The sequence below is a fragment of the Candidatus Eisenbacteria bacterium genome (assembly GCA_035712145.1).
In the GTDB taxonomy this organism is placed as follows: Bacteria; Eisenbacteria; RBG-16-71-46; order RBG-16-71-46; family RBG-16-71-46; genus DASTBI01.
Genome location: DASTBI010000081.1, coordinates 24,101 through 40,114, shown reverse-complemented (window position 1 = coordinate 40,114; position 16,014 = coordinate 24,101). Strand labels below are relative to the sequence as shown.

Annotated in this window: 8 protein-coding genes; 5 read left to right on the top strand and 3 right to left on the bottom strand. The window is 67.5% G+C overall.

Going from position 1 to position 16,014, the window contains the following annotated elements; translation table 11 throughout:
- Positions 1 to 2: 2 nt before the first annotated feature.
- The gene (locus VFQ05_05010; protein HET9326114.1) at positions 3 to 1,073 is read left to right on the top strand and encodes a hypothetical protein; all 1,071 of its coding nucleotides are present in this window, start codon (positions 3 to 5) and stop codon (positions 1,071 to 1,073) included.
- Positions 1,070 to 2,638 carry a hypothetical protein gene (locus VFQ05_05005; protein HET9326113.1) on the top strand — a complete coding sequence of 523 codons (1,569 nt, stop codon included), beginning with the start codon at positions 1,070 to 1,072 and terminating at the stop codon, positions 2,636 to 2,638. The genes VFQ05_05010 and VFQ05_05005 overlap by 4 nt, the downstream gene beginning before the upstream one ends.
- A 316-nt stretch (positions 2,639 to 2,954) precedes the next feature.
- On the opposite strand, the gene VFQ05_05000 is transcribed toward VFQ05_05005, so the two are convergent.
- Positions 2,955 to 4,064: a T9SS type A sorting domain-containing protein gene (locus tag VFQ05_05000; protein ID HET9326112.1), complete on the bottom strand. Its 1,110-nt coding sequence runs from the start codon at positions 4,062 to 4,064 to the stop codon at positions 2,955 to 2,957.
- On the bottom strand, positions 4,061 to 5,980 hold the full coding sequence (locus VFQ05_04995) for a FlgD immunoglobulin-like domain containing protein (GenBank protein HET9326111.1): 1,920 nt from the start codon (positions 5,978 to 5,980) through the stop codon (positions 4,061 to 4,063). Before VFQ05_04995 ends, VFQ05_05000 begins: the two co-directional genes overlap by 4 nt.
- A gap of 280 nt (positions 5,981 to 6,260) precedes the next feature.
- On the opposite strand from VFQ05_04995, the gene VFQ05_04990 reads away from it, so the two are divergent.
- Positions 6,261 to 8,315, top strand: coding sequence for a hypothetical protein (locus VFQ05_04990; protein HET9326110.1), 2,055 nt, complete (start codon positions 6,261 to 6,263; stop codon positions 8,313 to 8,315).
- A gap of 35 nt (positions 8,316 to 8,350) precedes the next feature.
- Positions 8,351 to 10,072, top strand: a complete 1,722-nt coding sequence (locus tag VFQ05_04985) for a FlgD immunoglobulin-like domain containing protein (protein HET9326109.1) — start codon at positions 8,351 to 8,353, stop codon at positions 10,070 to 10,072.
- A 46-nt stretch (positions 10,073 to 10,118) separates the two neighbouring features.
- On the opposite strand, the gene VFQ05_04980 is transcribed toward VFQ05_04985, so the two are convergent.
- The gene (locus VFQ05_04980) at positions 10,119 to 14,078 is read right to left on the bottom strand and encodes a protein kinase (GenBank protein ID HET9326108.1); all 3,960 of its coding nucleotides are present in this window, start codon (positions 14,076 to 14,078) and stop codon (positions 10,119 to 10,121) included.
- Positions 14,079 to 14,377: 299 nt separating this feature from the next.
- On the opposite strand from VFQ05_04980, the gene VFQ05_04975 reads away from it, so the two are divergent.
- Positions 14,378 to 16,000 (top strand): SBBP repeat-containing protein, encoded by a 1,623-nt coding sequence (locus tag VFQ05_04975; protein HET9326107.1) that lies wholly within the window; start codon positions 14,378 to 14,380, stop codon positions 15,998 to 16,000.
- The last annotated feature ends 14 nt before the right edge of the window (positions 16,001 to 16,014 follow it).

The window sequence follows — 16,014 nt, the reverse complement described above, 5'->3', positions numbered from 1 at the left end:
CCATGCACACGAGCCGCTTCAAACCTCATCGGATCACGGCGCTCGCCATCGCGTTGGCTCCCCTGCTGGCCTGGGCCGCACCGGGTTTGTTCGCGGCCATCGATGAGGTGAAGAGCCCGCACGGCAAGCTCAAGGAGCCCTGCGCGACCTGTCACACCGCCAAAGGCTGGAAGCAGGTACGGGTGAGTCCGAAGTTCGACCACGCGAAGTTCGGCTTCCCGCTCCACGGCGCGCACAAGACGGACTGCATGTCCTGCCACACGTCGCTCGAATTCAAGGCCGCCGACATTCGCTGCGCCTCCTGCCACCAGGACCCCCACCGCGGGGAGATGGGGATCGACTGCGCCCGCTGCCATGGACCGCGCAGCTTCATCGATCGCGCGCCGATGGTGCGCGGGCACCAGCTCACGCGGTTCCCGCTGACCGGGGCTCATGCCACGCTGGAGTGCGAGCTCTGCCACGCCTTTCAGGCGCAGGGGCACTTGCAGTTCAAGGGAACCCGCGCGGCTTGCGAGGACTGTCACCGCGACGACTACTTGGCCGCTCGGGCGCCGGACCACCGTGCCGGTGGCTTCCCGCTCCAGTGCGCCCAGTGCCATGGCACGATCGCCTGGGAGGGCGTCCGCTTCGGTCACGAGAAGACCGCCTTCCCGCTCACCGGAGCCCACCGTCGCGTGTCGTGCGAGCGCTGCCACGGTGACGGCGTCTACGACGGCAAGCCCACCGACTGCGTGTCCTGCCACCGCGCCGACTACGACGCCACCAGCGATCCCAACCATGCCACCATCGGCTTCTCGACCCAATGTCAGACCTGCCACAGCACGACCGCGTGGCATCCCGGAAGGTTCGATCACGACAGCCGGAATTTCCCGATCTACAGCGGACGGCACGCGACCTTGTGGAGCGGCTGCTCGGACTGTCACAACAACCCCTCCAATTACTCCCAGTTCACCTGCTTCAGCTGCCACCCCCACTCGAGCCGGACGCAGACCGATTCCAACCACAACGGTGTCGGCGGGTACCTGTACGACAGCAATGCCTGCTACTCGTGCCATCCCCGGGGGCAGTCTTGAGACGCTGGCCAGTCGTGATCGGTGTGGCCGCGACTTGCTTCTTGGCGGCGGCTCCACAGCCCGTGCGGGCAGCCGAGGACTCGACGAGGGTGACCTTCGTGGCCGGCGCCTCGGTTTACGTCAATGCCGGCGCCGCTCAGGGAATCGCCGCCGGCGACACGCTCGAACTGGTGCGCGAAGGCCGCCGCATCGGTCTGTTGGTGGTCACGGCGACCTCGCAGCAGCGCTCGGTATGCACCTTGGTGGGTGAGGGCGACCCGCCGGCCATCGGCGATCGCGTGCGCGGCCCGCTCGGCGGTGATCGGAAGGCGCCGGCGTCGGCCAAGGCGGCGGTCACCGATTCGGGGGTGGTGTCCTCCGCCACGGAAGCCGAGACGAGCAGGACGCAGCGACCCGCGCGCTGGCTGCGCGGAAGGGCCGCCCTACGCTGGCTATCGACCAGCGGCCTTGGCTCCCGGTTGGTGCGGCCGATGCTCGAATTCTACGTCGCCGGCGCTCGCGAGCACGGTCCGCTCGACGTCGTGCTCGACCTCCGAGCCCATCGCAGCCGGCTCACCGGGAACCTGGTGAAGGAGGAAACGGTCGGACGCCTCTATCGGGCGTCGATCGGCACGCACGCCCCGGGGTCGGGACCTTTCGTGGTGGCCGGTCGCCAGTTCGGACCAGGGGTCGTCAGCCTTTTCGACGGGCTCTCGCTGGGTTGGAATGCCGCCCGTTGGGCCGCGAGTCTCTACGGCGGCAGCGAGCCGGAGCCGCTGCGCATGGGCTTCTCCAACGACGTGGTGCACGCCGGGGCGTACGTCGAGGCTCGCCACTTCGCGTTGTCGAGCGCGACCTGGAACGCCCGCGTGGGCGTGGCCGCCTCCTACGACGAGGGAAACGCGAACCGGAGTTTCGTGTTCGTGCAGACCTTCTGGCGGAACCAGCGCGTCAGCTTCAACGCACAGCAGGAGGTGGATCTCGCGCCGGCATGGCGGCGCGAATCCGGAGCGCCCTCCGGGGAACCCACCAATACCTTCGCGACGGTGAGTGTCGCCGCTCTGCCTTGGCTCGATTTGAATGGCGGCTATGACGCGCGCCACAGCGTGCGGCTGTGGCGCGACCGCGAGACGCCGGAGACCGAGTTCGATGATCGGGCGCGCGAGGGCGGATGGGTGTCGGCCACGGCGATGCAGCGCGGCGTGAGGCTGACCGGCGAGATGCGGACGGTGGCCGGTGGAGGTCAGAGCGATGTGTCCTGGAGCGGCGAGCTGAGCTGGACCCCGCGCGTCGCCTGGGCCCCGGTCGCCCGAAGCCGCTACGCCACCTACCGGACGGAAGACAGTCATTCCGAGCTGACGGCCCTCACGCTGAGCGTGGACTCGCCCTGGGGCCTCCACCTCGAAGGCTCGGGAGGTCGCAGGATCTTCGACGACATCAGCGGCGAGGACGCGATCGACTGGTACGAGGGCGTGGTCGAATGGAGCCCCGGCGCCCGGTGGTTCGTCCACGGCGCCTTGACCGTCGAGCAGCACGCGCCCGAGCGCATGACCGAAGCCCTCGGCGGTCTGAGCGTGCGCTTCTAGGCGACCTCTCGCTTCGCGGAACCGTGGGCTCCCGCGGCCAGCCGTGATTGCCCATCGTAGTACGCCACGACCCTGCGGAGTGCCACGCGCCGATCACCTTCGTAGAGCGGCACGGCGAGAATGCCGCGCGCGGCAGCGGCCAGCAGGGAGTACTCGGCGAACGCGCTGAAGGTGACGGCGGCCGTCGCCCCGTACGCCCGGCGCCGGAGCTCGATCGCCCAGCGGAAGAGGGAGTCGGCCTCCTCGTTCCTTCCGCGCTGCGCGAGAATGCCCCGCCACTGCTGAAGTGCGGTGGCGGGCGCGTCGCGTGTTGCGTCTACCTTGCCACCACCCAGCGCCGCGTGACCGCAGGCTTGCCCCCCCGTTCCACGCTCAGGAAGTAGAGGCCGGCCCGACTCACGCCCGGGTCCCAGGAGAGGCGGTGGATCCCGGCCTCGAACCGCCTCGGCGCGAGGCTGGCCAACCGCCGGCCGCTCACGTCGTACAGCGTCAACGCGACGTCGGCGGCGCGATCCAGCCATAGCTCGAACGACGCGGAGCCGCGCGAGGGGTTCGGATAGGGAGCGCCGAGGAACACGCCCCCGCCTGTTCGCGGCGTGACTCCGGTGGTGGCCGGCTCATCGGTGGCGAGCGCGGTGAGCGTGAGCTGGTTCATCGAGCCTTGCCATGCCCAGGCGACCCCGTCCAGGGACGTGGCGACGTGGCCTTCGCGGCTCGCGGCCACCAGCGAAAGGCCATTTCGCGCCAGTCCGCTCATGCCGACCTGGGACAGCGTGCTGATCGGCGCCCAGCTCGCGGCGCCGTCGGTGCTGCGATACACGTCGCCGGTTTCGGTGAGGGCGTAGAGCGCGCTCTGGATGGCGCGCAGCCGGACGGCATTGGATGCGGTGAACAGCCCCTTGGCCGCCCAGCTCGTGCCTCCATCGACGCTCTCATAGACCTCGCCGGTCCGGGTCAGGGCGTAGTACGTCACCGCCGGCGTGGTGAAGGCCAGGCTGGCGAAGTTCGAGGCGCCGAGGCTTGCCAGTGGCGCGAAGCTGGCGCCGAGATCGGTCGAAAGATAGAGCGAGCCCGTGGCGGTGAGCGCCAATAGCCCGCCGTCGGGACGGATCGACAGATCCACCAGGCCGCTCGCCGCAATCGCGCCGACGGGTATCCACGTCGCTCCGGCATCGGTCGAGCGGTAGATCGAGCCGGAGCGCGAGGCGAGAAACAAGTCGGAGCTGGAGAGCCGTGCCGCCAGCGCAACGGCGTCACGCACGGGCAAGACCGCGTGAGCCGTCCACATCACGCCCCCGTCGGTGGAGCGGAACAGCTCGCCCGTGTCCACGAGGCCCAGCAGCGCGGCGCCGGCCGCGGGTCGCGCCGCGGGGAACGCCAAGAGCAGCGCGGCCGCGAGCGCCGCCGACTGCAATCGCGCGTTCACGGCATCACCACCAGCTTGAGCTGGGCGACCTCCCCGCCGGTCGCGGCGCGCACGAAATAGACGCCACCCGGCACCCTCGTACCGGATTCGTCGCGGCCGTTCCAGGTTGCGGTGCGGTATCCGCTCTCGAACGCGCCGCTCGCCAGCGTGCGCACGCGCCGCCCGGAAAGATCGAACACGGCGACCTCGGCGCTTCCAGGGCCGCCGCCGATGCCGCCGGCCACACCGAACGAGACCGTCAGCTCACCGGCCTTGTAGGGGAGCGGCCACGCGGCAAGGCTGCGAGCGGGGAGCAGCGCGGCCTCGCCGAGCAGGCGCTCCTGTCCAAGCCCGTTGACCGCGAACAACCGGTAGCGGTCGCCCCGTGCGGCGTCACGGTCGGTGTACGACGTCTCGCGGGTCAGCGCAACGACCGTCTCCCAGCCGCCCCCCGAGCCGGGCAAAGCGCGCTCCAGGCGATAGCCGGATAGGTCCTCGGGACCGGGGTTCGTCCGCCACGAGATCCTCGCCTCGGCCGCACCTCTCTCCCATTCGGCGATCAGCGAGAGCAGCCCGATCGAGGATTCGATCGTGAACAGCCCGGTCGAGACCGAGGAGGAGATGGGGCTTGTCCGGAAAACGCCGACGCGGGCGAACCTGGTCGGAAGGTGCGGGACCTGGAACAAGAACGAGTTGTCCAAGATGCCCGAAGCCACGGTCTGGAAGCTCGCTCCGCCGTCGGCCGAGAGCTTCACGTCCACGGGGCCAACGCCCGACCAACGGACCTCGCGAACGGCGCCGACCGGCCACGTCTCGCCGCCCGCAGGGCTCAGGAGATGCACGGAGGCATCGGCGTACTTGAGATCGTTCGTGTTGATCTCGCGATAGCTGATGCGGGGATTGCCCTGCGCGTCGAGCTCGAGCGAAGTCTCCAACCCCTGGCTGCCCAGGACGTCGACCGACTCGATGATCCACGAGCCTCCGATCTTGCGCGCGTAGCGAAGGACCGAGTAAGGCGACTCGGCCTGGTAGCTGATGTGCGGGATGCCCTGGGCGTCGAGCGCCAGCGAGCCGTACTGGCCCGCGACCAGGAACGGATCGGGAACCGTCTCGGCGACCCAGGCGCCACTCTCCTTGGTGATGTACTTGAGGTTGGAGTTGGTTTGGTCGTAGTAACAGATCCGCGGGATTCCGGCGCCGTCCAGCGCAAGCGACGTCCACATGCCGACGATGCCCGTCGATTCCAGGCTCTCGACGAGAAAGGATCCCGACGTGGTGCGCCAGGCGATGCGCAGGTCCCCGCCAGTCACCTCGTGGTAGCTGATGCGCGCGAGGCCCGAGGCATCGAGGGCCAGAGACGTGAACATGCCGGTGTCGCTGCTGCCGCCATCCACCGACTGATTGGTCCATCCTCCGATTCCGGTGTTCCGGGCGTACTTGAGGTTGCCGTTGGTCTGGTCGTAGTAGCTGATGTGCGCCAAGCCCTGAGCGTCGAGGGCGATCGAGGTGTAGAGCCCCACGCTGATGCCGCCGCCACCGTCCAGCGTCTGGATGGTCCAGGCGCCGCCCACCTTGGTGGCGTACTTGAGATCGAGATTCGTCTCATCGTGATAGCTGATGTGGGGGTTGCCCAGGGCGTCGATCGCGATGGAGGTGTAGGAGCCGACGGAGCCGACGGCGTCCACGGTCTCGAAGCTCCAGACCCCGCCTATTCTCTTCGCATAGCGCAGGTCGCCGCTCCCGAGAGCGTAGTAGCTGATGTGCGGGTTGCCCTGCGCGTCGAGCGCCAGCGACGTCCAGAACCCCGTCGTCCCGGTCGCATCGACGGTCTCCGTGGTGAAGGGAGTGGCGGCGGCCTGGTGATGAGCCAGGAGGAAGGCGGCCAAGGCGGGGAGGAACAGGACGAAGCGCTTCGGGCGCGAATGCAAGGCGGTCATTTGCATCACCCCACGGGTGAGAGGGCAGCAGCAATTTCGGGGGCGGAAGCAGGTCATTCTACGCCTCCGCCCGGATCTGCGTCTCATGGAATTGCGTGCGAGCCCGCCGGGATGGAGTTCCGTCACCTGGCCGCGGTTGCTCTTGACGAGTCGGCCGGCGGATTCCTTTGCCTCGATTCGAGCGCAGGAATAGTCTGCGCCTGCGGCCGCGCCTCTCTCCACCGATCCTGGGCTGCCGGATATCGAACGCATGCACTCCGAACCCCACGGAGGTCGCACCATGCTCCCCCGCTCCGCAGTCGTTCGCTTCTCGTTCATCCACCGCTTTGTCGCCTGCGTGGTGATCGCTTCGCACCTCGGGACACCCGCGCTCGCGCTCGCCGCGGAGACCTCGTCGCCCAAAGAGTCCGCCGCGACCGCGTCCGGAACCGGCGTGACCACGAACCCGATCTCGACCCCGTGGACGATTCCGCCGCCTATGCCCGAGGTGAAGACCGAGCCCGTGAAGCCGGGCCTCCGTCCCGAGCGGATTCCCAAGCCCGAAGCCGCGGATCCGATGCGGGTGGAGTACGACACCAACACCCACGCCGCGATCTCGGCGGTAGCGATCCGCCGTCCCGACTGCGTGGCCGACAACTACCTCAAGACTCGGCTCCTCCTGCCATCGGGGATCAACACCTCCAGCGTCGAAGGCACGCCCGCCGACCGGTTCCGGCAGGCGGCGATCGACGAGGACGGCTCCGCCAACTTCTTCCGACACTTCTACGACCCGGTGCACAACGACGTCGGGCTCACCGATGGCGGGGGCTGGTTCTCGAACTCGATGCAGTGGGCGTGGGATGGCCACGACCAGGACTGGCGGGTCGCACGCCAGGCGTTCTTCGAGGCGGTGACCCAGGCCCCGAAGTCGGCCCGAGACTTTCACATGGCCCGGGCGTTCTACGCGCTCGGCCACGTCGCCCACTTGGTCGAGGACCTCGCCCAGCCCCAGCACGTGCGCAACGACGCGCACCTCGCCCATCCGTACGAGTCGTACTGCCGCGACCACTATGGCGACTCCAGCGCGGTGGCGGGGCTGGGGAATCAGCCGCCACCGACGTTCTCCGTCATGTCGAACAAGTTCGAAGGGATTCCGCCGGAGTTCGCCGCGTTCTGGGACACCGAGCAGTACACGGGACAGACCGGAATCACGAGCATCCCCGGGACCCTGGGGCTGGCCGAGTTCACGAACCTTCACTTCATCACCGACGACACCATGTTCGGCCCGCTCCGCACCGTGGTGCTGCCGCGCACCGCGGCTCCCCCGATCCAGATCGACCTGGTCAGCTCGATCGAGAACCGCTCGACGGCGCCGCACCACCAGTTCAACTACCCCACCCTGCGCAACACCGATCTCGCCGACTGGTTCCCGGCCTCCAAGACGCGCGTCACTCTTCAGCGCGAGGGCGAGCAACTGGGTGGCGCTGTGCGCTACGTCGGATACTCGTTCCTCGGCGTGACCAACCCGGCGCTGTTCCTGATCAATAACAGCAGCGTCCCGCTTGTCTACGATCACGAGATCGGGTTCGACGACGTCACCTACCAGGCCGCCGCCCAGATCCTGATCCCCAAGGCGAATGCCTACGTGACCGGACTCGTGAACCTGTTCTTCCGCGGCAAGATCGGGCTCAACAACCCGACCACCACCTGGGACGCCGGGCTGCAGATGAACTCGGTCGTGATTCGAAACGAGTCAGGGACCGGGCACGACTTCGGTCCCGGAGGGACTTGGTCGCTCTACTACGACGACGCGAACGGCAACCGCCAGCCGGTTCCTGGATTCGACGCGAGCGCCTACCCCAGCGGCGGCCTCGCCAACGGAGCGACCTTCACTGCCAAGTTCCCCGAGATGCTGTGCGAGGGCGGCTACGGGTTCACGCTGGTGTTCAGGGGCAAGATCGGAAACGAGATCGACGCGATCGCGGCCCGCACGTTCTACACCGCGATCGAGCGCTGGGTGGGCACCTACAACGTGCCGAGCGGCGACCCGCTGTGCACCGCCGTCTCGGGTCCGGCGATCATGCGCATCTATCGGCCGACACCGCCGGGCTACGACATCGTCGGTTGGATCCAGTGGGTCGGCGCCAGCAACGAGTTCCAGGTCACCGGCACCTGCGAAGGCACCGACTTCGATTTCGGCATCCATCCGGAGGTCTGCGGCACATACATCAGCGGCACGATCTCGGGCGCGACACTCATCAACGTGACGACCGATTGCTGGTATTGCCCCCTCAACCCACCCCCGACCGGGCCGTTCTTCTCCGGCACGATCACGGGCATGCAGCGCCAGCAATGAACCGGCTCGAGGCACTTTTCCGGGAGGTCTCCCCCATGAAGCGCACGTTCGCAGGGTTTGTCCTGGCGCTCGGGCTCGCCGCTGTCCCGGCGGCCCAGGCTGACAACTGGTCGGTGTCGCTCAGCGCGCCGAGCCAGGTCGCCTCGCCCGGCGGCACCGCCACCTACAGTGGCACCATCACCAACACCAGCGGCTCGAGCATCGCGTTCGACGCCGCCATCGACTTCCTCGGCTCGCCGGCGACCGAGGACATCACCATCAACTTCTCGAGCGGGTTCCTGGGGCTCGGGCTGGTGGTCCCGACGTCTGGCTACAGCGGCCCCTTGTTCGACGTGACGTGGGGCAGCTCGGTGCCGGGCGGGACCTCCGCGGTGGGCCATCTCCAGCTCAACACTCTCGGCGCCGCCACGCCCGGGGCGGTGGCCTCGACGTTCACTCTGCGGACGCCTGGAGTGGGCTCGTTCTGCACCCAGGGCACCGGCTTGGTCGCGGGCAGCAGCTCGATCGCGTCGCACGACTCGAACGACGTCTCCACGCCGCGGATCGCGTGGCACGACCCGGCGGTCGGCACGATCGGCTACGCCGCCTTGGTCGGCGGCACGTGGAGCTCCACGCCGGTGGCGGCGGGCATCGGCAACCAGGCGGCGCCGGCGCTGATCCTCGACGCCGACAACCTTCCGCACATCCTCTACTACGACTCGGTGCTCGGCGACCTCGTGTACGCCCGGAACACCACGGGTGTCTGGACGTTCGAGACCGTGGACGCGACCGGCAACGTGGGCATGGCTCCCTCGTTCGCGAGGGACCAGTACGACCAGCTGCACGCCTGTTACTACGATGCGACCAACGGCGATCTGAAGTACGCGCTCCGGTCCGACGGCATGTGGACCGTGGAGTCCGTCGATACCACCGGCAACATGGGTTCGACGAGCTCGATCACGGTGACCGAGACCGGTATCCCTCACGTCAGCTACTACGACGCCACCCTTCAGGATCTACGCTACGCCACCAAGAGCGGCGGCGTCTGGACCAAGTCGACGCTCGATGCGGCCGGGGTGGTCGGAACGTGGAGCTCGATCGGCGTGGACGACGGCAAGGTGTCGATCGCCTATCGCGACGCCAGCGTCGGGACGCCGCGCCTGCGCTACGTATCGGGGTCGGGGATCACCTGGAGCTACGAGACCGTGGACCAGGCCGGGGATCCCGGGATCGGCTCGCGTCTCGACCTGAACGCCTTCGGCGAGCCACGCATCGCCTACTTCGACCAGGCGACGCAGCGGCTGCTCTATGCCGTCAAGGCGGCGGGAACGTGGTCGACCGGCGTGATCGCGGGCGACGCGACCGGGGCGCTCTCGCTCGCGCGCAGCGAGCTCGATCAGCCTTTCCTCAGCTACTCGCTCGGCAACGGCTCGCCGCTGCGCTTCGCCTCGCTCAGCATCTGCAGCCCCACCGCGGTCGGCAAGCCGGCAGCGCTCGGGCCGCGGCTGATGTTGTATCCGAACCGGCCCAATCCGTTCTCCGGGGGCACCATCATCACGTTCGCAGTGCGCGAGGCCTCCGCGATGCGGGTGCGCATCTTCGACGCCGCGGGCCGGCTGGTCGCGGAGCCGTTCCAGAAGATGGTGACGGCCGGCACCCACCGGGTGGAGTGGAACGGCACGGGCCGCTCGGGACACAGGCTGCCGTCGGGGATGTACGTCTACGAGGTGCGCAGCGCCTCGGAGGTGCAGCGCGGACGCATGGTGTTGTTGAGATAGGTTCACCCGGCGGCGCTAGTCGGAGGCATCACTCAGCGCGGGATACTCAGGCGGGCTGACTCTCCACCGGGTCGTCCTGGCCGACCAGCTCGCGCAGCACTTGGTCCATGTCCATCTTCGCCCCGCGAGCGAAAGCGGCTTCGATCTCCGCTTCCGACGCGTCCCCGCGGATCTCCGGCTCGTGAATCGTGGCGTAGAGCTGGTACTGCGCCAGGTTGCTCGTGCCGAGCTCACGGGCGAGGCCCAGGAGCTCGAGGGCGCGATCGCGCTGCCCGGAGCGAGCTTCGAGCACCGCGTAGAAGATCAGGAGCCAGGAAGGCTTCACCCCGCCGCCACGATAACCCGCGATGGCGCGGGCGAGGTGAGCGCGGGCGGCCTCGCCGGCGCCCTTGCGCACCGACAACCATCCGTAGTTCTCGTGCGTGTTTGCGATCAGCATGTCGTCGTGAAGCTCCTCGGCCAATCTCAGGACGGGGCCCATCTCCCGCTCGGCTTGATCCAGCTCGCCGAACTGGATGTGCAAGGAGGCGATGTTACCGGCGGCGATGCACTCCGCGTTGCGGTCGCCTTCTTCGCCCGCGAGCTGAAGCGCGCGCCCGTAGAACTCCACCCCCCTCGCTGCATCGCCGCTGAGCGCCCACACGTTGCCCATGGAGTTGAGACCGTGACCCTCTCCATATCGGTCGCCGATGCGCTGCGCGATGCTGACGCTCTCTTCGAGGAGCGGCAAGGCTTTGGCAGGGTCCTCCTGATGGATGTTTCCCATCTGCCGGAGGATGAAGACCAAGGCCTTCTGGTCGCCGACCTGACGCGTGAGGGGTAGCGCCTCTTCGAGGTAACGGGCGGCCGTTGGCGTGTCGCCCTGCCACATCGAAAATCGAGCCAGCATTCCAAGTCCCCGCGCCAGCACGAGCGAGTTTCTCGCCTCGCGGGCTTCGGGCAGCATGGCCTCGATCAGCTTTCGCCCTTCCTCGAGGTTTCCGGTCCTCGAATAGAACTCGGCGAGCGCCAGATCCACCTCGAACCGCACGTCCCGATGCTCCGGGGCAAGCACCTGCTCGCGCGCCCGCTGCAATACGGTCAGCGCCTCCTGGCGAGCGCCCACGCGCGTCGCCCCCTCGCCGGCCCGGCGCAGTTGCTCGGCCGCGAGCGCCGGCTCGCCGGCGCGCTCGTAGTGCTCGGCCACGAGGAGTGTGTGCTCGCCCGCGCGCTCGCCGCCGATCTCCAGCAGCCAATCCGCGGTCAGCTTGTGGAGGGCCCGCCGCTGCCGCGGAACCAGGGTCTCGTATGTCACGTCGCGAAGGATCGCGTGACGAAAGACGTATTCGATCGTGCCGGCGAAGGAGGATTCCTCACGGCGCAGGATCATCTCGCGGTTGCGCAGGTCCTCGAGCATCGACTGCACCTCGTCGGCACCGAGGCCCTCCTCGCGGCTGAAATGAACCGCGGCAGCCTGCCAGAACATCCTGCCGACGACCGAGACGCGTTGCAGCAGCTGCTGGAGCGGAAGGGGCAGACTGTCGAGACGCGACTGTAGAACGCCCGTCAGCGTGGACGGCACGCGAACGCTCGAGAGTCGTGAGCGATCCACCGTCCACGAAACATCGCCCTTGACGATCACCCCGTCGTCGATGAAGGCCTTGATGAGCTCCTCGATGTAGAAGGGGTTGCCGTCCGCGCGCTCCACGATCATGTCGCGCAGCTCGCTCGGGACCTCGTCCATCTTCTTGAGCAGCTCGCGCACCAGTCGGCGGCTGGAGAGCTGCGACAGCGGCTCGAGCTGGATCCGCTCGTGGAAGCGCTGGCCTTCACCCCACTGCGGCCGGCGCTCGTAGAGCGAGGGCCGCGCCATGCAGATGACGAACAAGGGAAGCTTCGCGTTCTCTCGGACCAGATTGTTGATGAGGTCGAGCGAGCGATCGTCGGCCCAATGGATGTCCTCGACGTGCAGCACGATCGGATGGACGCGAGTCGCCGAAGCGAAGAACTGGCCCAGATGTTCCAGGGCCTCGCGCCGGAAGGCTTCGGCGTCCTCGAGCGCCTCGGCCACCGCCGGGCGATGAGAGAAGTCGAAGCCCACCAGCTGTCCGATCAGCTCCGCCTTCTCGGTGGTGCTTTCACCCATGAAGGCCGCGATTCCGTTCACGAACTTCTGGTGGACGACGTCGAGCGGATCGGAATCGAGGATCTGGAACCGGAAAGAGAACAGATCGCGGGTGAGCGAGTAGGGCTGAAGCATGGAAGGCTGCGTCGCCCGTGCCTCGAACAGCCAGAACTTCTCCTCGATCAGATCGGTCCATGCCGAGAACTCGAACAGAAGCCTCGACTTGCCCACGCCGGCATCGCCCACCACGGTGACCACCTGGGTCTCTCCGTCCTCGAGCGTGAGCGTCAGCGCCTCCTGGAGCAGGCGCAGCTCGATCTCCCGCCCGATCATCTTGGTCTCGACGCCCTCGATGCCGCGCGCCTTGAGGCGGAACGCACGCGGTCTGGCGAGCACCGCGATGTAGACCTCGAGCGGGTCGCGGCGTCCGCGGATGCGGATCGGCTCGTGGGAGTGGAAGGTGAAGATGCCCCGCACCTGGATGAAGGTGTCGTGGGCGACCAGGATCTTGCCGGGCGGGGCTGCGTCCTTGATGCGTCCGGCCAGCGTGATGGTGGCGCCACTGGCGGTGTAGGTGCCGGTATCGGTCGAGCGCTCGAGCAGAACCGGGCCGGTGGTGATGCCGGCCGAGAACGGAAGAGGACTGTCCTCGGTGGGCTCCCAGGAGGCGCCGTGCACGCCGCGGGCTTCCTCGAGCACGATGTCGCGCATGCGGAGCGCGGCGCGGATCGCCCGCTCCGGGTCGTCCTCGCTGATGCGCGCGCGGCCCCACAGCGCCACTCCCACCTCGCCGGTGCGGCCCTGGATGACGCCGCCGCCTTCCTGCGCGATCGTCCCGAATCGATTCCACAGACCGTCCATCCGCGCGCGAACCGACTCCGCGTCCCGGCCGGACTCGTAGAGCGCCGTGGCGAGATCGGTGACATCGAGATAGACCGTGGTCATCTGCCGCTGCTGTTCAGACGGCGTACCCGAGGTCGGCGTTTCCTTTCGGCGCTCCTTGCTCTGCGCCTCGAAGGCTCGCAGCTGCTCGAGTGACAGGGTCTGCGTCAGCGACTGCAGCTGGGTGGGTGCTTCGGCGCGGCTTACCTTGAGCGCCGCGGTCAGCTCGGCCAGCATCGCTTCGGCACGGGGGTAGCGCGCCTTCTTGTCCTTGGCCATCGCGGTCTGGATCACGTGGTCGACCGCCTGGGGGATGCGCGGGTTGCGCGCGTGGGCGCTCGGCACGGGGTCGCTCAAGTGGGCCATGAGGACACCCAGGCTGCTTTCGTGCCGGAACGGCACCGAGCCGGTGAGCATCTCGAACAACATGGCGCCGAGCGCGTAGATGTCTGCCGCCTGGTCGACGTCAGAGCGGCCGTTGGCCTGCTCCGGCGACATGTAGGCCGGTGTGCCGATCAGATCGCCGTCATGGGTCAGGTTCTCCTGGCTGCCTGCGGCGCGCGCGATGCCGAAGTCGGTGACGAAGGCGTTTCCCTCGCGATCGATCATCACGTTCGACGGCTTGAGGTCGCGGTGGACGACCTTCTGGCGATGGGCGTAATCGAGCGCCAGGCCGACCTGGTTGAGCATGTACAGCACCTCGTCGAAGGGAATCTCACCCTTGGCCAATACCTGCTTGAGCGTTCCTCCCTCGAGGTAGCGCATGACGATGTAAGGCGGCTCGTGGTCGCCGTCGAAGTCGTAGACCGGCAGAAGGTGGGGGTGCTCGAGCCGGGCGATGAGCCGGGCTTCGCGCTGGAAACGCTCCCGAAGGGTCGGATCCTGGAGGATGCTGGTGCGGATGACCTTGATCGCGACGTGGCGATCCATGCTCGGCTGGTAGGCGCGATAAACGGTCGCCATGCCCCCGGCGCCAATCTCTTCCGTGATCGTGTAGGGCCCGAGCCGCTTGTTGATCATTGGAGTCTCCGTCCAAATCCAGAACACGCGGCGCGCGGAGCGGCCGAGGCTGTCATCAAGGTGCGGCCTGTCGGATGAAACAGGTTGAGGGGGGTCGAGATTCTAGCCGTTCGAGGGGAGCGTGGCACGGCCAGAGTTGAGGGCGGCGTCCGTCACATGGCCGTTGACGCCTGGTGGGTCACATTGCACTCTCTCAGAGAGTTTTGATCCCAAAGAGAGCCAGTTCCGGCGCCCGGCGTCGAGAGCCGGCCGCCCGATCCGGCCGCGGTGTCCCCCACCCCTCCGAAGGGAGCGCGCTCATGCACGTGCGACTTGAAGTTCCAGGCTCAGTCGCGCAACTCATCCTGATTCTCGGGCTCGCGATTCCGACTGCTCATGCCCAGGTCTCTGAAGAGTGGGTGGCGCGATACGCCAGCGCCACTTCCTGGAACGACATTCCCTATGCCATGACCGTGGATGCCGCGGGCCACGTCTACGTGACCGGAACCGCAGCCACGTCCTCGGGCGGCAACGACTGGGCGACGATCAAGTACAACGCGGCGGGCGTTCAGCAGTGGCTGCGCACGCTGGACGGAGGCGGATCCGATGCCGCCGTCGCGATCAAGACCGACGATGCCGGCAACGTCTACGTAACCGGAAGCAGCGCCGGAGGACTCTATTCCATGACGGCGAAGTACAACGCCGCCGGCGACCGGCTCTGGATACAGTCCTTCACCACGATCGGCGAGGGAGATGCCGGTGTCGACCTCGCACTCGATCCAGCGGGGAATGTGTACGTGACGGGCTACAACGTCGAGACCGTCACTGGCTTCGACATCATCACGATCAAGTACAGCCCGGGCGGCGTCGAGCAGTGGGTGCGGCGATACGATGCCGGGAATGGAGAGGATGTTCCCGCGGCGATCGGCTGCGACGCGTCCGGCATCTACGTGACGGGCCGTAGCGGCGGCAACTTCACGACGATCAAGTACGACTTCAATGGCGTCCAGCAGTGGGTTCGGAACTACAACGGCGGGTTCGGCTCTGATGCGCCGGCCGACTTGGTCGTGGACGCGGCCGGCAACATCTACGTCACCGGGCAGAGCACCGGGTCCGGCACCAACGTCGATTACGCGACGATCAAGTACGACGCCGCGGGCACTCAGCAGTGGGTTCGCCGATACGACGGACCCACGACCGTGCTGGCCAGCGACTACGATCGCGCCGCGGCGCTCGCGGTCGACGCGAATGGCAATGTGTTCGTGACCGGCAACAGCTCGGATGATTTCGCGACCGTCAAGTACAGCGCCGCAGGCACGGAGATGTGGGTGCGCCGCTACAACGGCCCGGCGGCCGGCGGTGATTGGGCAACGTCGATCGCGGTGGATGGGTCCGGCAACTCCTATGTGAGCGGGTCGAGTTACGGAAACTCCACCACCCAGTACGACTTCGCCACGCTCTCCTATGATCCTTCGGGCGCAGTAAGGTGGACCGAGCGCTACAACGGCCCCGCGAACTTCTACGACACACCATATGGCGTCGCCGTTCACTCGTCCGGGGATGTGTACGTGGGCGGCTCGAGCGGTGGAAGCGGAACCAGCGACGACTACACGACCATCAAGTACTCGCCGGAAGCGACGACATCCGTGCCGTCTCGACAGGATGAGCGGCGGAGCGCTTTGGCGCTCCGGAGCGATCCGAATCCATTCACGCCCTTAACGAGGATTCGCTTCACCATCCCGCCGGGCACCGGACGCGAACACGTGCGTCTCGCCGTGTACGACGTGCGCGGCCAAGAGGTCGCACTGCTCGTGAACGAGGTGCTCGCGCCAGGGACCTATGAGCGCGAGCTGAACGGAAAGCGGCTCGCGGCCGGCGTCTACTGGTCACGGCTCCAGACGCGAGGGCTCTCCGAAACCCGAAAGATGATCCGCGTGAGGTAGCCGGGGCGCGAATG